Origin of the sequence: Pantoea phytobeneficialis, assembly GCF_009728735.1 — a bacterium.
In the GTDB taxonomy this organism is placed as follows: domain Bacteria; phylum Pseudomonadota; class Gammaproteobacteria; order Enterobacterales; family Enterobacteriaceae; genus Pantoea; species Pantoea phytobeneficialis.
Genome location: NZ_CP024636.1, coordinates 1035778 through 1054326, shown reverse-complemented (window position 1 = coordinate 1054326; position 18549 = coordinate 1035778). Strand labels below are relative to the sequence as shown.

Here is an 18549-nt window from a genome sequence, read left to right as displayed (position 1 = left end):
AAAAAGGCCGGATGACCGGCCTTTTGCACTATTTTCTGTTGGGGCGAATTTGTGGAGCGGCTTTATCCAGCACGCCGTTGACAAATTTGTGGCTGTCTTCTGCGCCAAATACTTTAGCCAGCTCGATACCTTCGTTGATCGCCACTTTATAGGGCACATCATCACGTTTGCTCAGCTCATACAGCGAAATACGCAGGATGGCTTTTTCTACCTGGCCCAGCTCTTCCAGCTGACGCGACAGGTAAGGTTTCATCAGACCATCCAGGTATGCGCTGTTGGTCGCCACACCGGCCAGCAGTTCGCGGAAGTAACTGATATCGACGTCTTTGACGTCTTGTTCCGCCAGAAACTGGTATTCCACATCGGCAATGTCGTTGTTGGACAACTGCCAGGAGTAAAGCGCCTGGACAGCGCACTCACGGGCGCGACGACGAGCAGCAGGTTTCACAAAATTCCCCTTACAAAAATCAGGCTTTGATGGCTTTCAATACGTTAATCATTTCGAGGGCAGTCAGGGCCGCTTCGGCACCCTTGTTACCCGCTTTCGTGCCGGCGCGTTCAATCGCCTGCTCAATGTTTTCAGTGGTCAGCACGCCGAAAGTCACCGGGATATCGCTGGTCATTGCCACGTTGGCAATACCTGAGCTGGCTTCACCGGCCACATATTCGAAGTGCGCCGTGCCGCCACGGATCACGGTACCCAGCGCCACGATGGCGTCATGTTTACCGGATTTCGCCAGCGCACGCGCCGCCAGCGGCAGTTCATAGGCACCTGGTACCCAGACGATGGTGATGTTTTCGTCTTTCACCTGACCAATACGCTTCAGCGCATCAACCGCACCGTCCAGCAGGCTGTCATTAATGAAGTTGTTAAAACGCGCAATTACGATGGCGATGTTAGCATCAGGCGTGGCAACAGGAGCTTCGATAACTTTCATACATATCCTTTGGGTGTTGTATTGTAGCCCCGCAGAAGGGGGCGGATTCTATCATACTCTTTGACGACGCGCTCAGGCTTTTCAGCGCGGGGTGAGCGTCAGACGCAAGTCTTCACCCACCAGGCGCACGTCACTAAAATTCAGGGCTGGCGCATCGGCCAGATGTTCCAGACCCGCTAATTCACACAAGCCACGAGCGGCATTACCCAGCAGTTTCGGTGCCATGTAGACAATCAGCTCATCCACCAGTCCCGCCTGCAACAGCGCACCGGCAAGCGATGCACCCGCTTCGACCCACACGCTGTTAATTTGCCGTTGACCGAGCAACATCATCATCGCCACCAGGTCCAGTTGGCTCTCACGCTGCGGCACCACAATCTGCGACACCGTCTCCGGCCAGGCTTGTTGATCGGCTTCACTGCGCATCAGCCAGGTTTCGCCCGCCTGGTTGACCAAACGATGCTGCGGAGTCACGCGCTGCTGGCTGTCAATCACCACCCGCACTGGCTGACGCAGTTGCTGCTCGTCCAGTTGCTGACGAACCTCATCATTCAGTTCACTCCAGCGCACCGTCAGTGCAGGGTTATCCGCCAGCACCGTGGCACTGGTGGTAAGAATAGCCGAACTCTGGGCACGAAAACGTTGCACATCGCGCCTTGCGGCTGCCGAGGTGATCCACTGGCTTTCGCCACTCGCCATAGCGGTACGGCCATCGAGTGACGCGCCCAATTTAAGTTGGATCCACGGGAAACCGGTACGCATCCGTTTCAGGAAACCGCGATTGATCGCCTCAGCCTCATTCATCATCAAACCGTGGCTCACCGCAATACCCGCCTGTTGCAGACGATACAGGCCACGACCGGCGACCTGCGGATTGGGGTCTTGCATCGCCGCGACCACCCGGCTGACGCCGGCGGCGATCAACGCATCGCAGCAGGGTGGCGTGCGACCATGATGGCTACAGGGTTCAAGCGTGACATAGGCGGTTGCGCCCCTGGCTTTCTCTCCCGCCATGCGCAGCGCATGCACTTCCGCATGCGGTTCGCCCGCGCGATGATGCCAGCCTTCGCCGACGATTTCGCCGTCCCGCACAATCACACAGCCAACATTCGGGTTTGGCGTGGTGGTAAAACATCCGCGACGCGCCAGTTCCAGCGCGCGCGCCATATAGCGTTCGTCGATCATGGATTAATCCTGCAAGCGGGCGATCTCTTCGCCAAAATCACGAATATCTTCAAAACTGCGATAAACCGACGCGAAGCGAATGTAGGCCACTTTGTCGAGTTTCTTTAGCTCGTCCATCACCAGATTGCCAATCAGCTTGCTGGGGATTTCGCGCTCGCCGGTGGCACGAAGTTGCGTTTTGATATGGTTGACGGCGCTCTCCACCGCATCGGCACTCACCGGACGCTTCTCCAGTGCCTTCATCATGCCGCTGCTGAGTTTATCTTCGTTAAAGGGTTCACGCACATCGTTGCTTTTCACCACGCGCGGCATCACCAGTTCAGCCACTTCAAAGGTGGTAAAACGCTCATGACACACCAGACACTGGCGACGGCGACGCACCGAAGAGCCTTCACTGACCAGGCGCGAATCTATCACTTTGGTGTCCACAGCGGAGCAGAATGGGCAATGCATGACGTTTCCTGTCGCGAGAATTTGGGCCACACAGTGTAGCGCGATCTCGGTTTCAACAAAATGTGTTGAGATGAAAAGGGCGGCAATGGTTAAAACGGCGTGATAAATCACACCGCGACGATACAGTTCACGGGTTGTCGCGGCGCGATTTATCGCGCAACATTAGCCCTCCCCCACAATGGAAAGGACATTGCATGACGATCAGGATGTTATGGGCGCCAGCAGCGCTTTCTTTGCTGGTACTTAGCGGTTGCAGCTCAACACCCGGCACCAAACAGGTTACTCAGTTACATCAGGAAGTGGGGCAGCTGAATCAGCAAATGCGCCAGTTAACGAATCAGGCCGCTGCACTGGAAATTCAGGGCCAGCTAAATAGCCAATCCAATCAGGGTGCCTGGCTGTTACCTCAGTCCAATACGCCGGTGGAACTGCAAACCCAACTGGGTAAATTACGCCTGTCGCTGAGCCAGGTCGAAGGTGAAGCGACTGGCAGTCACGCCAATCTGACGATCCGCTCGACCGATGGCAAACCGGTTCCGGCGCTGAGTGCGACTGTCGTCTGGGGAGAAATGGACCCGGCCAGCGGTAAACCGTTAAATGCCGGCAGTCTCAGCCAGACCATCACTGCGCCCGGCAGTCTGACGCCACGCAGCTCCGTGGTGGTACCACTGCGCCTGAGCGGCCTTTCACCGGATCAACTTGGCTATGTTCGTGTGCATGATGTGACCGGCGCAACCACGCCGTGATGCGCAGTTTCTGTAGCGGCGCGATTTATCGCGCGGTTTACGGCAAAAAAAAAGGGCTGCCATCTGGCAGCCCTTGATCTTTCTGGTCAGCAGTTACGGCATGATTGAAGGCTGATCAGCGCCCTCTTTCTCCACTTTCTGCACCAGCATATGTTCACGCTTCATGCCCAGTTTCAGCGCCAGCGCCGAAGAGACATAGATTGATGAGATGGTACCAATGGTCACACCAATCAGCATGGTCAGCGAGAAGCCTTTCAGCAGCGCACCACCAAAGATGAACAGAATCAGGATCATCGCCAGCGTTGTCAGCGAGGTGATCAGGGTACGGCTCAACGTCTGGGTCAACGACACGTTAGTGATATCGTATGAAGAACCGCGACGGATCTTGCGGAAGTTCTCACGAATACGGTCGGAAACCACGATCTTATCGTTAAGCGAGTAACCAATCACCGACATCAGGGATGCCACGATGGTCAGATCGATTTCGATGTGGGTCAACGCCAGGATGCCGCAGGTGATGATCACGTCATGGGCCAGCGCCAGTACGGTACCCAGTGCCAGACGCCACTCAAAGCGGAAACCGATGTAGATCAGAATCGCGATCAGCGCCGACAACAGCGCCATCGCCCCCGCCTGCGCCAGATCGCTGCCCACGCTCGGACCCACGAACTCGATACGCTTCACGGTGGCATTCTGCTGTGCGGTTTCGTTAATCACCGACACCACTTTGTTGCCCAATTCCTGGCCTGCCGGACCTTGCACCGGAGCCATACGCACCATCACGTCACGGCTGCTGCCAAAGTTCTGTACCAACGGCTCATCAAAACCCGCTTTCACCAGCGCAACGCGCAGGGTATCCAGATCGGCCGGTTTTTCCAGGTTGATCTCAATCACCGTTCCGCCGGTAAAGTCGAGGCCCCAGTTGAAGCCACGCACACCAACGATGGCGACAGACGCCACAATCAGCAAGGCGGAGATGATAAAGGCAAGCGTGTCCCAGCGCATAAAGTCAATGACTTTACGCCCGTGGTTCAGCTGCTCAATATTGTATTCCTGTGCCACAACGCACTCCTTAGATAGACAGCTTGTTGATGCGTTTGCCGCCGTACACCAGGTTAACGATGGCACGGGTGCCGACGATAGCGGTAAACATGGAGGTCGCGATACCGATAGCGGTGGTAATCGCAAAACCTTTGATTGAACCGGTACCGACCGCATAAAGAATGATGACTTTAATCAGCGTCGTAACGTTAGCGTCGACGATACTGGAGAAGGCACCTTTGTAGCCTTCATGAATCGCCTGCTGCACGGAACGACCGTTGCGCAACTCTTCTTTAATACGTTCGTTAATCAGTACGTTCGCATCCACCGCCACCGCCAGCGTCAACACGATACCGGCAATACCCGGCATGGTGAGTGTCGCACCTGGCAGCAGTGACATGATGCCAACGATCAACACCAGGTTGCACAGCAGTGCGCTGGTCGCGATCAGACCAAATTTCTTATAGAACACCACCATAAAGATAATGGAAGCGATCAGACCCCACAGACAGGCTTCGAGACCCTGCGTGATGTTCTGCTGACCCATAGTTGGGCCGATGGTACGCTCTTCCACAATCTGAATTGGCGCAATCAACGCACCGGCACGCAGCAGCAGCGACAGCTGACGGGCTTCGTTCGGGTTGCTGATACCGGTGATACGGAAGCTGTTGCCGAGGCGCGACTGAATGTTCGCCACGTTAATCACTTCTTCCTGTTTCACCAGAATCGCACGGCCATTGGCATCTTTCTTGCCGCTGTCCTTGTACTCCACAAACAGGGTCGCCATCGGTTTACCGATATTGTCCTTGGTGAAGTTAGACATGATGTTACCGCCCGCGCCATCCAGTGAAATGTTCACCTGCGGCTGGTTGTACTCATCCATGCTGGACGTGGAATCGGTGATATGGTCACCGGTCAGAATCACGCGCTTGTACAGCACCACCGGCTGGCCTTCACGCGTCATTTTCACTTCAGAATCACCCGGCACACGACCACTGGCCGCCGCACTTGGATCAACCGTGGTGTTCACCAGACGGAATTCGAGGGTTGCCGTAGCACCCAGAATCTCTTTGGCGCGAGCAGTATCCTGAATACCTGGCAGTTCAACCACGATGCGGTCAGAACCCTGACGCTGTACCAGCGGTTCAGCGACGCCAAGCTGGTTAACACGGTTACGCAGGATATTGATGTTCTGCTGCACCGCATATTCGCGTGCTTCACTCAGGCGTGCATCAGTCATCACCGCGCGCAGGGTATCGCTGCCCTGGCTGGAGATCACCAGATCCTGATGACGTGGAGACAGATAGCTGATGGCCGCATCACGGCTGGTGCCGTCACGGAAACGGATTTCCACGCCATAGTTAGCGATTTTATTCACGTTAACGTAGGGAATGCCTTTGTCGCGCAGGTCGCTGCGCAGACCATCTGCATTCTGTTCCTGCAATTTGCTCAGCGCGGTATCCATGTCGACTTCCATCAGGAAGTGAACACCGCCACGCAGGTCAAGGCCGAGCTTCATCGGTTCTGCGGCCAGCATGCTCAACCAGCGCGGCGTAGCCGGTGCCAGGTTAAGTGCTACAACGTAGTTCTCGCCAAGGACATTCGTAATCGCTTCACGGGCGCGCAACTGCACATCCGTGTTCGCAAAGCGCGCAAGAATCGCGCCATTTTCCAGAACGAGGGATTTGCTCTGGATATTATCTTTTTGTAAAACAGACTGGATCTGATCCAACGTTTGCTCACTGGCGGCGCCACCGCGCGCACCAGTGATTTGAACGGCCGGATCCTCACCATAAAGGTTGGGAAGCGCATAGAGCAGGCCGACGAGAATCACGACGACCAGCATGATGTACTTCCACAAAGGATAACGGTTTAACACGGCAGTTTCCTTCGGGAAGAAAAAATTACAGCGCCTTCATGGTGCCTTTCGGCAGAACGGCAGCCACGAAATCACGTTTAATCACTACTTCAGTGGTGTCGTTCAGGGCGATAGCGATGTAGCCGGTTTCAGCAACTTTAGTCACGCGACCTACCAGACCACCATTGGTCAGCACTTCATCTCCTTTGGAGATGGAATCCATCAACTTCTTGTGCTCTTTGGAACGCTTCTGCTGCGGACGCAGAATCATGAAGTAAAAGATCAGACCAAAGACCACCAGCATGATCACCAGAGAATAAGGACTTCCCTGCGACGGTGCGCCTGCTGCAGCCACAGCGTCAGAAATGAAAAAGCTCATTAAATTTCCCTCATTGATGAATTATCAGACGTTTAACGGCGGAACCGCTTTGCCCGTCCGTTGGTAGAACTCGCTAACAAAGTGCTCTAATTTACCCTCTTCGATGGCCTGGCGTAAACCCGCCATCAGACGCTGGTAATAGCGCAGATTGTGGATGGTATTGAGACGCGCGCCCAGTATTTCGTTACAGCGGTCGAGATGATGCAAGTAGGCACGGCTGTAATTGCGACAGGTGTAACAATCACACTCTGCATCCAGTGGCGAGGTGTCATCTTTATGCTTCGCATTACGGATTTTCACCACACCATCGGTGACAAACAGGTGACCGTTACGCGCGTTGCGCGTCGGCATAACGCAGTCAAACATATCGATACCGCGACGAACGCCTTCCACCAGATCTTCCGGCTTGCCAACGCCCATCAAATAACGCGGTTTGTCGTGCGGAATTTGCGGACAGACGTGCTCCAGGATGCGGTGCATGTCCTCTTTCGGTTCACCCACCGCCAGGCCGCCCACAGCGTACCCATCAAAGCCAATCTCTACCAGACCTTTCACGGAGACATCACGTAAATCTTCGTAAACACTACCCTGAATGATGCCAAACAGCGCATTTTTGTTACCGAGTGAATCAAAACGGTCACGGCTACGTTTCGCCCAGCGCAACGACATTTCCATTGAACGCTTCGCGTAGTCCCAGTCAGCCGGATAAGGCGTACATTCGTCGAAAATCATCACGATGTCGGAGCCAAGATCGAACTGAATTTCCATCGATTTTTCCGGATCGAGGAAAATCGGATCGCCATTGATCGGGTTACGGAAATGCACACCCGATTCGGTGATCTTACGGATATCACCGAGGCTAAACACCTGGAAACCTCCCGAATCGGTCAGGATTGGTCCTTTCCACTGCATGAAATCATGCAGATCGCCATGCAACTTCATGATCTCCTGGCCCGGACGCAGCCACAGATGGAAGGTGTTGCCGAGGATGATTTGTGCACCGGTATCCTGCACTTCTTCCGGCGTCATGCCTTTGACGGTGCCGTAGGTGCCCACAGGCATAAATGCCGGGGTTTCCACCACGCCACGATCAAAAATCAGACGGCCACGGCGCGCGCGCCCGTCAGTTGTGTCTAACTCAAATTTCACATTGACCTCATCAGAGAAACAGTCTGACGTTTAAGACCCAACGCTCTCGTCAGGTGCATTCACATTACGGGTAATGAACATGGCATCCCCGTAGCTAAAGAAACGGTACTGCTCAGCCACCGCCGCCTGATAGGCCGCCATAGTGTGCTGATAACCGGCAAACGCCGACACCAGCATAATCAGGGTCGATTCCGGCAGGTGGAAATTGGTGATCAAGGCATCGATCACCTGATACTGATAGCCGGGATAGATAAAAATCTGGGTATCATCGAAGAACGGTGCAATCAGCGCGTCTTTACTTGCCTGCGCGGCGCTCTCCAGCGAGCGTACCGAGGTCGTCCCTACCGCCACCACTTTATTGCCGCGAGCTTTACAGGCCAGCACCGCATCCACCACCTCTTGCGGCACTTCGGCGTATTCGGAGTGCATGGTGTGATCTTCAATACTCTCCACACGCACCGGCTGGAAGGTCCCGGCCCCTACGTGCAGCGTGACAAAGGCCATCTCGACGCCTTTCGCCTTTAACGCCTGCAACAGCGGATCGTCGAAGTGCAAACCGGCCGTCGGCGCAGCAACCGCGCCGGGGCGAGCGCTGTACACCGTCTGGTACAACTCGCGGTCAGCTTCTTCGTCCGGGCGATCGATGTACGGCGGCAATGGCATATGGCCGACGCTGTTAAGAATATCCAGCACCGCACGGTCATCTTCGAACGCAATTTCAAACAACGTATCGTGACGCGCCACCATCGTCGCTTTGACACTTTCGTCATCGCCCAGCAGCAATTCTGCACCCGGCTTCGGTGCTTTTGACGCCCGAACATGCGCCAGCACACGTTTGTCGTCCAGCATGCGCTCCACCAGCATCTCGATTTTACCGCCGCTGGCTTTACGACCATAAACGCGCGCCGGGATAACGCGGGTATTATTGAATACCAGCAGGTCGCCCGGATTGAGCTTCTCCAGCACATCGGTAAACACGCCATGACTCAGCGCACCGCTTGGGCCATCCAGCGACAACAGACGGCAACCACTTCGCTGCGCCTGGGGGTAATGGGCGATCAAAGATTCCGGCAATTCAAAAGAAAAATCCGCTACACGCATGCTCAACTTCTTCAGGACTAAAAACAGGCGGCATAGTTTAGCGGAAAAGCGACCAATTCTGAACAACTGGCTGCGCCTCGTTGATTCTGCCTATAATGCGGCATGAACTTTCTCGCTCACCTCCATCTGGCCCAGTTGGCTGACAGCTCGCTGCTTGGCAACTTAATGGCCGACTTTGTACGCGGCAACCCCCATCAGCAATGGTCAACTCCGATTGCCGACGGCATTTTGCTGCATCGACGTCTCGATAGCCTGACTGATAGCCTGCCGGAAGTACGCGAAGCACGGCAATGGTTCCGCGCCGAAACCCGCCGCGTGGCACCAATCACCCTCGATGTCATCTGGGACCATTTCCTTGCACGGCACTGGGATCAGTTCCATCCTGCCCAGTCACTGGCCGCTTTTTCCGCGGCGGCAGAGCGGGAAATTACGCCGCAGTTATCGGGTACACCGGAAGGCTTTGTCGAGTTGAACGCGATAATGTGGCGCGAGCGCTGGCTGGAACATTACGCTGAACCCACCCGTCTGGCGCGCGTGCTGAATGGCATGGCGATGCGTCGTCCCCGTCTCGCCGCGTTACGCGATTCGTATCAGGATTTCGTCGAAAATTATGCCGCACTGGAGCAACAATTCTTCCAGCTTTATCCGCGACTGATGGAACTGGCACGTACGCAGCAGCTGTAACATATTCTGAATCCTCTCCCCTCTTGCCAGCCGCAAACATCTGCGGCTTAATGAAGCCTTTCTTATCTTTCGTTACCTGGATCACACAGTCATTTCGCCTGTCACCCTTCCCTATCCCCTGAATGGGGCTTGAAACACGAAGGGTATAAATCATAAGAGGGAAAGATGTCATCAGCATCACTTACTGAACTTGACGCGCGTTACCACTTTGCTCGTGATGTCGCCACCGCCGCTGCCAGCCGCGCCTTCTCCTGGTATCAGCAACGTCAGCAACTGGTGGTCGAGCACAAGAAGGACCCACAGGATGTGGTCAGCGAAGCTGATCGTAATGTCGAACAACTGATTAAGTACATGATCACCGAGCGTTTTCCGGATGATGCGGTGTTGGGTGAGGAGAGTGGCGGCGATACCCAGGGTGCCCGTTTTGTCTGGGTGGTTGATCCGATTGACGGCACCAGCAGCTTCATTAACGGTCTGCATAACTGGTGCGTATCGCTGGCTATCGTGTGTGAAGATGAGGCGGTAATTGGCGTGGTGTGCGATCCCAATCATCACGAGCTGTTCCACGCCTGCCGTGGCAAAGGTGCCTGGGTTAACGACAAACGGATTCAGGCCCACAGCGCCCAACAGCTTAATCAGGGCGTACTGGGCATCAGCAGTTCTAACAGCCAGCCCGCTGAACCGCTTACCAGCTTTATCTCCGCACTGCTGCACCAGGGTGGCATGTTTATACGCACCGGTTCGGGCGCATTGATGAGCGCCTGGGCAGCCGCCGGGCGTTTGATTGGCTATTACGAAGCGCATATGAATCCGTGGGATGGCCTGCCCGGCATCGTGCTGATGCGTGAAGCGGGTGGCGTCACCAATGATTATCTGCACAATGACGGGCTGAAGAACGGTAATCCGGTACTGCTCGCCAATGCGACGCTTTATCCACAATTAAAAGCGATGCTGCCTGCCTCTTTCCCCTTGTAATAAAAGGATGCGCGGATGTCCGTTCGATGCTCTCTGTCAGTACGCCTGCTGCTGGCAAGTTTTCTGTGGTTGTTGTTCGGCAATAGCCAGGCGGCGGAACACTATCAACTGGAAAAGGTAGTCGAAATCAGCCGACACGGCGTGCGGCCACCGACCCCAGGTAACCGTAAAGAGATCGAAGCCGCCACACAACGCCCCTGGACCCAATGGACCACCCACGATGGTGAGCTGACCGGTCACGGCTACGCCGCGGTGGTTAACAAAGGTCGTTGGGAAGGTGAGCATTACCGTCAACTGGGCTTGCTCCCCCCTGGATGCCCGACTGGTGCGGATATTTACGTACGCGCCAGTCCGTTGCAACGCACGCGCGCCACCGCTGAAGCGTTGGTGGATGGTGCCTTTCCTGGCTGTGGCGTGGCAATTCATCATGTGGATGGCGATATCGATCCGCTGTTCCAGAGCGAAAAGGAGCCATTTGCCCAGCTTGACCCGACCAAAGAACGCACCGCACTGGTCGCCAAAGCCGGTGATTTAGCCGCGCTGCAACAGCAACTCCAGCCCGCCATCCAACAACTCAGGCAGGCAGTATGCGCCCCCGGTAGCGACTGCACGGCATTCACCCGTCCGTGGCAATTAAAAGAAACCAAATCAGGCCATACCTGGGTACAAGGGCTGAGCGTGCTGGCCAGCATGGTCGAAACGCTGCGCCTTGGCTGGAGCGAAAACCTGCCGTTAAACCAACTGGCCTGGGGCAATATCACCTCTTCCGCTCAGATCAGCGCCTTGTTGCCGATTCTGACCGCCAGCTATGACCTCAGCAACGATGTCCCCTACATGGCGCAACGCCGTGGCTCGATCTTGCTGGATGCGGTGATAAAAGGGCTGGAACAAGGCATCAACCGCGACGGCAATAGCTCACCGGATACCCGCTGGTTACTGCTGGTGGCGCACGATACCAATATCGCGCGGGTGCGCACCCTGATGAACTTCAGTTGGCAGCTCCCGGGATATTCGCGCGGCAATGTCCCGCCCGGCAGCAGCCTGGTGTTTGAACGCTGGCGCGATACACAAAGCGGACAACGTTTCGTGCGTATCTATTTCCAGGCACAAAGCCTCGATGACCTGCGACATTTAACGCCGGTGGATGATCGTCATCCGTTACTGCGTCAGGAGTGGCATGAGAAAAACTGTAGAGTGACGGAAGTCGGCACCTTATGTCCTTATCAATCCACCCTGGATTCCTTCCGGCAGGCGCTGGATAAGCAGGCCATTATTCCCGTCAATTATCCGTAGCGGCGCGATTTATCGCGCGGTTTTTCACGGATTGGTGGTCACCTAACGGGCGCGCGATAAATCGCGCCGCTGTGCCTGTGGCTTATCTGAACAAAATACAACCATTAAGATTTCGTTAGCTATTTGTCAGCCTTTTCTGAGGATTTTCTATATTTCCCGTCAGGCGTTCGTATTCCCTTAACCTCGGGTTAACCTGTCAACGTCAATCATCCCTTGATTCATTATTTTTTACCCTTGTTTTTCGGCGACAAGGAGTCGCCGATTTATTTTTTTTGCGCCATCTGCGTCAGGTAATTAAAAAATCAACGGGCGGTATTATGACCAAATCGGACAGCTTCCGTTATCGCGCGGATATTGACGGCCTGCGCGCTGTCGCCATTCTGTCAGTGGTGTTGTTCCATTCCGGTGTCAGCTTTCTGCCGGGTGGCTTTATCGGTGTTGATATTTTCTTTGTTATTTCCGGTTTTTTAATCGGTGGCATTATCAGTCGGGAAATCTCCGCTGGGCGCTTCTCCTTTTATCAATTCTATTTACGGCGTATTCGTCGTATCGCGCCTGCATTGTTTTTTATGATGAGCATATTGCTGCTGCTCGGCTATATCCTGCTGTCACCACTTGAATTCAGCCAACTGGCAAAATACAGCGTGGCGGTGTTTATCTCCGTGCCTAATATGCTACTGATGAAAAGCGGTGACTACTTCAGCAGCGATTCTGATTTAAACCCGCTGCTGATGACCTGGTCGCTCGGTATCGAAGAACAGTTCTACGTGGTGCTCCCCTTTATCCTGCTGCTGGCGGCACGTTTCAAGCGCTCGATGGCTGGGGTGATTTTAGTCATCAGCATCGCTTCACTGGCCGCCTGCCTGTGGCTGACACCCACTGACAGCACCCATGCCTTCTACCTGCTCCCCACCCGCGCCTGGGAATTGGGGGCCGGCGTGCTGCTGGCGCTGTGGCAACCACAACCCATCAACGGACGCGCCGCCAACCTGTGCAATCTGCTGGGCTGGCTGTTGATCGTTGTCAGCGCCACGGTCCTGACGCGCGATGACGACTTCCCCGGCTGGCTGGCGATATTGCCGGTCGCGGCAGGTTGCCTGATGATAGGCGCGCGTGGTCGCCTGAACCAGTTGCTGCTGGAAAACCGCGTGATGCGTTTTATCGGCACCGTCTCCTACTCCTGGTACCTGTGGCACTGGCCACTGCTCAGTCTGGCGCGGATCTTTAGCGATCATCCCCTGACCGCGTGGCAGGGTCTGATGATCAGCGCCCTTGCCTTACTGATTGCCTGGCTGTCATGGCGCTTTGTCGAACAACCTTTCCGTCATCCCCAGCGTGGCACTCGCCTGGTGATCCCAGTTTACTGCGCCTCATCGCTGGTGGCTGCCGGTGCCATGCTGGTGGTGTGGCAAACCGGTGGGATGAAATACCGTGTCAGCGAGTTGGTGGTCAACGGCGAATCCTGGAAGATTTCAGCGCAGCGCAATCCCTGCCTGCTGGATTATGGTGCCAATTTCCCGTCGTCCGATGCGCAGTGCCACCCGGTTACTGACCAACCCGGTATCGCGTTAATCGGCGACAGCCACGCTGCGGCGCTGCGCGCCACGGTGGCCGCGTATGCCCTGCGTCAGCACAAGCCCTTATTCCAGCTCACCAAAGCCTCCTGCCCGTTTCTGGTAGGCGTAACGCGTGTGGTGAGCCAGGTGCCGACACACGCACAACAATGCGTCGATTTTAATCGCGAGGTACTGAAGATGGTGCTGAGTGACAAGATTGATGAAGTAGTGATCAGCGCCTTCTGGGCATCCGGCATGAGTATCCTGCCCGGAGCAGGCTTCCGTGAACTGGCAAACCCTGAGAAGGACAATCTGGAAGCGCTGAAATTCGGCATGGATAACGTGATTGCTGCACTGCGCAAGGCGGGGAAAAAAATCACCATCATCGAAGACGCTCCATCGCTGGATATCGATCCGTTGCGTTACAGCAACAATCGCAATATCCCGATCCGTCGCGAGTTAAGTGACTGGCTGGGCCGCTGGGATACGCCGCCCTTACCCACCGCGCGCACCAAACTGTTCCAGTACCCGGAAGCCGCTGTGGATGAACTCTTGCAAAGTTATCAGGCGTCAGGGGTACGGGTGCTGTCTTTGCGTGACAAGCTTTGCAATGACCACGGTTGCATGTTCGCCAACGGTGGTCTGCCACTGTATTACGACAACAACCACCTTAGCCCTTATGGTGGTGAGATAGCATTAGGCAAGAGCTGGTAATTATTCGCAAGTTATTGTAGCGGCGCAATTTATCGCGCAATGCCTTCAGGGGACAAAAAAACAACAGCGCGATAAATCGCGCCGCTACAAATGTTTGCGAATTTTACTTGTTACGTTTCACCAATGGCCAGGCCAGCAGCAACAGCACAATCCATGCAAATCCGACATACAACGACACGCGCGTATCCGGGAAGTAACCGATCAACACGATAATGAAGGCCAGGAATATCACCCCAACCCATGCCGTGGTGCTGCCACCCGGCAGAGCAAATTGCAGCTTCCCGGCTTCCTGCTTACCAATTTTGCGGCGGAAGGCAATCTGCGACAGCAAAATCATGATCCACACCCACACGGTGGCAAAGGTGGCGAGGGAGGCGATCACCAGGAACACTTTTTCCGGCATCAGGTAGTTAAGGTAAACCGCGACCAGCATCGCCACCATCATCACCAGTACCGTAACCCACGGAATACCACGCTCGGACACCTTCATAAACATCTTCGGTGCATGTCCCTGCTGCGCCATACCGTGCAGCATACGTCCCACACCGAACACGTCGCTGTTGATAGCCGACAAGGACGCCGTCAGCACCACAAAGTTGAGGATCGAGGCTGCTGCGGCAATACCGAGATGCTGGAAAGTCAGGACAAAGGGGCTGCCCGCTGTACCCACCTGGTTCCACGGATAGATCGACATAATCACAAACAGCGTACCGACATAGAACACCAGGATACGCCACGGCACGGAATTAATCGCACGCGGGATAGATTTGCTCGGGTCTTTGGCTTCACCGGCGGTGATGCCGATAATCTCGATGCCGCCGTAAGCAAACATCACCATCTGCAAGGAGAGCAGCATACCGACCACGCCGTGGGCAAAGAACCCGCCGTTGGTCCACAGGTTATGGATACCGGTTGGCTGCCCGCCATTGCCGATGCCCCAGAAAATCATACCGAAACCGGCAATGATCATGATGATGATGGTGGCGACTTTAAAGAAGGAGAACCAGAACTCCACCTCACCAAACACCTTCACGCTCATCAGGTTGATGGCACCAATAATCAGCACCACGCTCAGCACCCAAATCCAGTGCGGTACCTCGGGGAACCATACCCCCATGTAGATACCAAACGCGGTGACATCGGCAATGGCGACGATCAGAATTTCAAAGCAGTAAGTCCAGCCGGTGATATACCCCGCCAGTGGGCCAAGATAATCCTGCGCATAACGCGAGAAGGAGCTGGCCTGGGGGTTGTTGACCGACATCTCCCCCAACGCACGCATGATGATATAGGCGACCGCCCCGCCAATGATGTACGCCAGCAGCACACTGGGACCGGCCATTTTGATGGCATCTGCCGATCCATAAAACAACCCGGTGCCAATCGCCGAACCCAGTGCCATAAAACGAATGTGGCGCGTGCTCAGTCCGCGTTTGAGCTTATTGGTTTCTTGCATAACTACAGTACCTTGCAAATGAAAAAACCACGGGCAGGCCCGTGGTCGAAATTAACAGCAATGTCGCTTACTGGTGAACGGCGACTTGTTCGCGTCCTTTTACGCGATCTACCACCGCTGCAATCAGCAGCATCACCAGCGACGGCGGCAACCAGGAGAGTCCCTGATCGGCCAGAGGCAGGTGCTGACTGAACAACGGCAGCGCGTCTTTAAAGCTGGTGGTTTTGATGGCATCGACAATGCCGAACAACAGACTCACCAGCATCGCCGGGGCGATAATACGGCTGCTCTTGTTCCACCAGTTCAGGGTGAAGCTCAGCACCACCAGCACGATGCAGGGCGGATAAATCGCCGTCAGCACCGGAATGGAAATCTGAATCAGATGGCTCAGACCCAGGTTTGACACCACCATTGAGAACAGGCCGAGGATAAAGACCAGCGCTTTATACGACAACGGCAGGTATTGCGCAAAAAATTCTGCACAGGCGCAGGTCAGGCCGACCGCCGTCACCATACAGGCCACGAAGATCAGTGCCGCAAGGAAGAAGCTGCCCATGCCGCCGAAGGTCTGCTGCACGTAAGCGTGCAGAATCGCCGCGCCGTTGGCGTTCTGATCAACAATCGCGCCACTGTCTGAACCCAGCTTGAACAGGCACAGATACACCAGCGTCAGCCCCACACCGGCAATAATACCTGCCAGCATGGTGTAGCGGGTCAACAGGCCGGAATCTTCCACGCCGCGTGAACGCGCCGCGTTAACGATAACGATACCGAACACCAGCGCACCCAAGGTATCCATAGTCAGATAGCCGTTAACAAAGCCGCTGGAGAACGCCGCACGCTGATAATCTGCCGTCGCCGGGGAAAGGCCACCCGCAGGCCACAGCAGCGCGGCAACACCCAGCACCGTCAGGGCAACAATTTTCAGCGGTGCGAGGAAGTGACCCACGGTATCCAGCAGTTTGCCCGGATAGAGGGAGATCACGATCACCAGCGAAAAGTAAATCAGGCTGTAGATAAACAGCGGCAGCGCGCCGTCACCGGTCAGCGGGGCGATACCCACTTCAAATGACACGGTCGCGGTACGCGGTGTAGCAAACAGCGGGCCAACAGCCAGATAACAGACGGTAGCCAGCAGCAAACCGGCGGCTTTACCAATCGGCGAGCTGAGGGCATCGATACCGCCGCCAACGCGCGCCAGCGCGATAACGGTCATCACCGGTAGACCCACGGCAGTGATCAGGAAACCAATGGCAGCAATCCAAACGTGTTCGCCAGACTGAATACCCACCATCGGTGGGAAAATGATGTTTCCTGCGCCAACAAACAGGGCAAACGTCATAAAGCCCAGCGCGAGGATATCCTTCGGGGTTAAACGATAAGTCATAAACTTCTGTACGGCCTGTAGCTGATGTTGCGGTGAAAGTTGAGTTTGTGTTGCCCCCTGACCGCGCCAAAACAACGACTTATCCATCAACGCCAGTGCGTTATGCTCGTCACATAGTTAAAGCGCAGGTGATTTAGACTGCTTTTCTTCTGTTCACAGAGGGAAGAATCGACAACGGCGCGTAGTAAAACGTTTATAGCGGAGAAAGGCAATACGGGATCGGAAAACCAGAAGGATATAGCACTAAACAGATAAAAAGCAGTGAATCAATATAGATAAGCTCGAAATCACATCAGATGATTTGCTTAAACTTTCCACAGCGCGGGAGATATCCGCGCATAACCGAGGTTTAAGATGCACAAAAGGCGCGATTTACGCGCCTGTTTGCACAAGTTTACAGCATCACCACACCTGATTTGCGATGTCGACCACCAGGCGGATTTTCTGCCACTGCTGATCTTCGCTCAGGCTATTGCCCTCTTCTGTTGAGGCAAAGCCGCACTGCGGGCTGAGGCAAATCTGATCCAGGCTGACGAATTGTGCCGCTTCCTGCAAACGTGCCTTCACCTGGGCCGGGTCTTCCAGCTCACCGGTTTTGGTGGTAATCAGGCCCAGTACCACCTGCTGATGGCCCGGCTTGATAAAGCGCAGTGGCTCGAAACCACCAGAGCGCTCGTTGTCATATTCGAGGAAGAAGGCATCGATATTTACCCCGCCAAACAACACCTCAGCCACCGGCTCGTAGCCGCCTTCGGAGATCCAGGTGGAACGGAAATTACCACGACACACATGCAGGCCGACGGTCAGATCTGCCGGTTTACCTTCCAGCGCAGTATTCAGCACCTGAGCGTAGATACGCGCCAGTTCTTGCGGATCTTCACCACGTTCGCGGATCTGCTGCTGCTGATCGGTGGAACACAGATAGGCCCAGACGGTATCGTCCAGTTGCAGATAACGGCAGCCAGCCGCGTAAAACGCCTGAATGGCATCTTTGTAGGTTTGAGCCAGATCGGCGAAGTACTCTTTCAGATCCGGGTAAACGTTGGCGTCGATCACTTTGCGACCACCACGGAAATGCAGCACGCTCGGGCTGGGAATAGTCATCTTCGGCACTGCGTCACCGGCAATGCTTTGCAGGAAGCGGAAGTGCTCCAGCATCGGGTGGTTCGGGTTAAACGCCACTTTGCCGGTCACTTTCACGCCACGCGCTTTCGTCTGCACGCCATTAAATTGAATGCCCTGCTCCGCTTCGTAACGCTCGACGCCAATCAGATCATCAAAGAAGTCGAAGTGCCACCAGGCACGGCGAAATTCACCATCGGTAACCACTTTAAGACCGTTGGCACGCTGCTGCTCCACCACATGACGGATAGCGTCATCTTCGACCTGACGCAGCGCGGCGGCATCAATTTCACCCTTAGCAAACTGCTCGCGTGCCTGTTTGATAGCGGCGGGACGCAGAAAACTGCCGACGGTATCGGCGCGGAACGGGGCGGTTACTCGTTGCATGATCACTCCTGGCTAAAGCCGTAAACGCATGGTTGCGTCAGGTAATAATTTCACCTGGTTATCTTTGGCCATCTGGATGGCTATATGGCCAAGGAGAGTGACATGTTGAACGGATTTGGGCAAAC

General features: G+C 55.1%; 17 protein-coding genes. 5 read left to right on the top strand and 12 right to left on the bottom strand.

Translation table 11 applies throughout. From position 1 onward, the window contains the following. Window positions 1–28: 28 nt before the first annotated feature. The 4 genes from nusB to nrdR all read right to left on the bottom strand — a co-directional run bounded on the left by nusB (window position 29) and on the right by nrdR (window position 2576). Window positions 29–448: a transcription antitermination factor NusB gene (gene nusB, locus CTZ24_RS04730; protein ID WP_021185862.1), complete on the bottom strand. Its 420-nt coding sequence runs from the start codon at window positions 446–448 to the stop codon at window positions 29–31. Window positions 449–467: 19 nt separating this feature from the next. Further along, window positions 468–938 (bottom strand): 6,7-dimethyl-8-ribityllumazine synthase, encoded by a 471-nt coding sequence (ribH, locus tag CTZ24_RS04725; protein ID WP_013508109.1) that lies wholly within the window; start codon window positions 936–938, stop codon window positions 468–470. Window positions 939–1019: 81 nt separating this feature from the next. Further along, complete coding sequence (ribD, locus tag CTZ24_RS04720) at window positions 1020–2123, bottom strand: bifunctional diaminohydroxyphosphoribosylaminopyrimidine deaminase/5-amino-6-(5-phosphoribosylamino)uracil reductase RibD (RefSeq protein WP_208724950.1); 1104 nt, start codon at window positions 2121–2123, stop codon at window positions 1020–1022. Window positions 2124–2126: 3 nt separating this feature from the next. After that, window positions 2127–2576: a transcriptional regulator NrdR gene (gene nrdR / locus CTZ24_RS04715; RefSeq protein WP_021185864.1), complete on the bottom strand. Its 450-nt coding sequence runs from the start codon at window positions 2574–2576 to the stop codon at window positions 2127–2129. Window positions 2577–2770: 194 nt separating this feature from the next. Here nrdR and CTZ24_RS04710 point away from each other — a divergent pair, with 194 nt between their 5' ends. Continuing rightward, window positions 2771–3322, top strand: a complete 552-nt coding sequence (locus tag CTZ24_RS04710; protein ID WP_036627548.1) for a SadB/YajI family lipoprotein — start codon at window positions 2771–2773, stop codon at window positions 3320–3322. A 93-nt stretch (window positions 3323–3415) separates the two neighbouring features. Here CTZ24_RS04710 and secF read toward each other — a convergent pair whose 3' ends face one another. Genes secF through queA form a run of 5 tightly spaced genes read right to left on the bottom strand, consistent with a single transcriptional unit; the run spans window position 3416 to window position 8850 of the window. Beyond that, the gene (gene secF, locus CTZ24_RS04705; RefSeq protein WP_021185866.1) at window positions 3416–4384 is read right to left on the bottom strand and encodes a protein translocase subunit SecF; all 969 of its coding nucleotides are present in this window, start codon (window positions 4382–4384) and stop codon (window positions 3416–3418) included. 10 nt (window positions 4385–4394) lie between these two features. Beyond that, a complete protein-coding gene (secD, locus tag CTZ24_RS04700; RefSeq protein ID WP_021185867.1) occupies window positions 4395–6242 on the bottom strand; it encodes a protein translocase subunit SecD in 1848 nt (615 codons plus the stop codon). Between the two features lie 25 nt (window positions 6243–6267). Next, window positions 6268–6600, bottom strand: coding sequence for a preprotein translocase subunit YajC (gene yajC, locus CTZ24_RS04695; RefSeq protein WP_013508103.1), 333 nt, complete (start codon window positions 6598–6600; stop codon window positions 6268–6270). A gap of 24 nt (window positions 6601–6624) precedes the next feature. Further along, complete coding sequence (tgt, locus tag CTZ24_RS04690) at window positions 6625–7749, bottom strand: tRNA guanosine(34) transglycosylase Tgt (RefSeq protein WP_013508102.1); 1125 nt, start codon at window positions 7747–7749, stop codon at window positions 6625–6627. A 30-nt stretch (window positions 7750–7779) separates the two neighbouring features. Further along, window positions 7780–8850: a tRNA preQ1(34) S-adenosylmethionine ribosyltransferase-isomerase QueA gene (gene queA, locus CTZ24_RS04685; RefSeq protein WP_041525736.1), complete on the bottom strand. Its 1071-nt coding sequence runs from the start codon at window positions 8848–8850 to the stop codon at window positions 7780–7782. Between the two features lie 102 nt (window positions 8851–8952). On the opposite strand from queA, the gene CTZ24_RS04680 reads away from it, so the two are divergent. The 4 genes from CTZ24_RS04680 (at window position 8953) to CTZ24_RS04665 (ending at window position 14072) form a co-directional block, all read left to right on the top strand. After that, window positions 8953–9534, top strand: a complete 582-nt coding sequence (locus CTZ24_RS04680; RefSeq protein ID WP_208724949.1) for an ACP phosphodiesterase — start codon at window positions 8953–8955, stop codon at window positions 9532–9534. A gap of 165 nt (window positions 9535–9699) precedes the next feature. Beyond that, window positions 9700–10509, top strand: coding sequence for an inositol monophosphatase family protein (locus CTZ24_RS04675; RefSeq protein ID WP_021185870.1), 810 nt, complete (start codon window positions 9700–9702; stop codon window positions 10507–10509). Between the two features lie 15 nt (window positions 10510–10524). After that, window positions 10525–11802 (top strand): histidine-type phosphatase, encoded by a 1278-nt coding sequence (locus tag CTZ24_RS04670; RefSeq protein WP_208724948.1) that lies wholly within the window; start codon window positions 10525–10527, stop codon window positions 11800–11802. 317 nt (window positions 11803–12119) lie between these two features. Next, window positions 12120–14072, top strand: a complete 1953-nt coding sequence (locus CTZ24_RS04665; protein WP_208724947.1) for an acyltransferase family protein — start codon at window positions 12120–12122, stop codon at window positions 14070–14072. 103 nt (window positions 14073–14175) lie between these two features. Here CTZ24_RS04665 and proY read toward each other — a convergent pair whose 3' ends face one another. The 3 genes from proY to CTZ24_RS04650 all read right to left on the bottom strand — a co-directional run bounded on the left by proY (window position 14176) and on the right by CTZ24_RS04650 (window position 18424). Further along, on the bottom strand, window positions 14176–15528 hold the full coding sequence (proY, locus tag CTZ24_RS04660; protein WP_208724946.1) for a proline-specific permease ProY: 1353 nt from the start codon (window positions 15526–15528) through the stop codon (window positions 14176–14178). Between the two features lie 67 nt (window positions 15529–15595). Continuing rightward, window positions 15596–16915: a branched-chain amino acid transport system II carrier protein gene (brnQ, locus tag CTZ24_RS04655; protein WP_036627602.1), complete on the bottom strand. Its 1320-nt coding sequence runs from the start codon at window positions 16913–16915 to the stop codon at window positions 15596–15598. Between the two features lie 402 nt (window positions 16916–17317). Next, entirely contained in the window at window positions 17318–18424 is a 1107-nt protein-coding gene (locus CTZ24_RS04650) for a cobalamin-independent methionine synthase II family protein (protein ID WP_208724945.1), read from the bottom strand. Between the last annotated feature and the right edge of the window lie 125 nt (window positions 18425–18549).

Excerpts from the sequence above, each read along its gene's own strand:
- ribH (WP_013508109.1), bottom strand. The coding sequence starts at position 938 with ATGAAAGTTATCGAAGCTCCTGTTGCCACGCCTGATGCTAACATCGCC.
- ribD (WP_208724950.1), bottom strand. The coding sequence starts at position 2,123 with ATGATCGACGAACGCTATATGGCGCGCGCGCTGGAACTGGCGCGTCGC.
- nrdR (WP_021185864.1), bottom strand. The coding sequence starts at position 2,576 with ATGCATTGCCCATTCTGCTCCGCTGTGGACACCAAAGTGATAGATTCG.
- CTZ24_RS04710 (WP_036627548.1), top strand. The coding sequence starts at position 2,771 with ATGACGATCAGGATGTTATGGGCGCCAGCAGCGCTTTCTTTGCTGGTA.
- yajC (WP_013508103.1), bottom strand. The coding sequence starts at position 6,600 with ATGAGCTTTTTCATTTCTGACGCTGTGGCTGCAGCAGGCGCACCGTCG.
- queA (WP_041525736.1), bottom strand. The coding sequence starts at position 8,850 with ATGCGTGTAGCGGATTTTTCTTTTGAATTGCCGGAATCTTTGATCGCC.
- CTZ24_RS04680 (WP_208724949.1), top strand. The coding sequence starts at position 8,953 with ATGAACTTTCTCGCTCACCTCCATCTGGCCCAGTTGGCTGACAGCTCG.
- CTZ24_RS04675 (WP_021185870.1), top strand. The coding sequence starts at position 9,700 with ATGTCATCAGCATCACTTACTGAACTTGACGCGCGTTACCACTTTGCT.
- CTZ24_RS04670 (WP_208724948.1), top strand. The coding sequence starts at position 10,525 with ATGTCCGTTCGATGCTCTCTGTCAGTACGCCTGCTGCTGGCAAGTTTT.
- CTZ24_RS04665 (WP_208724947.1), top strand. The coding sequence starts at position 12,120 with ATGACCAAATCGGACAGCTTCCGTTATCGCGCGGATATTGACGGCCTG.
- proY (WP_208724946.1), bottom strand. The coding sequence starts at position 15,528 with ATGCAAGAAACCAATAAGCTCAAACGCGGACTGAGCACGCGCCACATT.
- brnQ (WP_036627602.1), bottom strand. The coding sequence starts at position 16,915 with ATGACTTATCGTTTAACCCCGAAGGATATCCTCGCGCTGGGCTTTATG.
- CTZ24_RS04650 (WP_208724945.1), bottom strand. The coding sequence starts at position 18,424 with ATGCAACGAGTAACCGCCCCGTTCCGCGCCGATACCGTCGGCAGTTTT.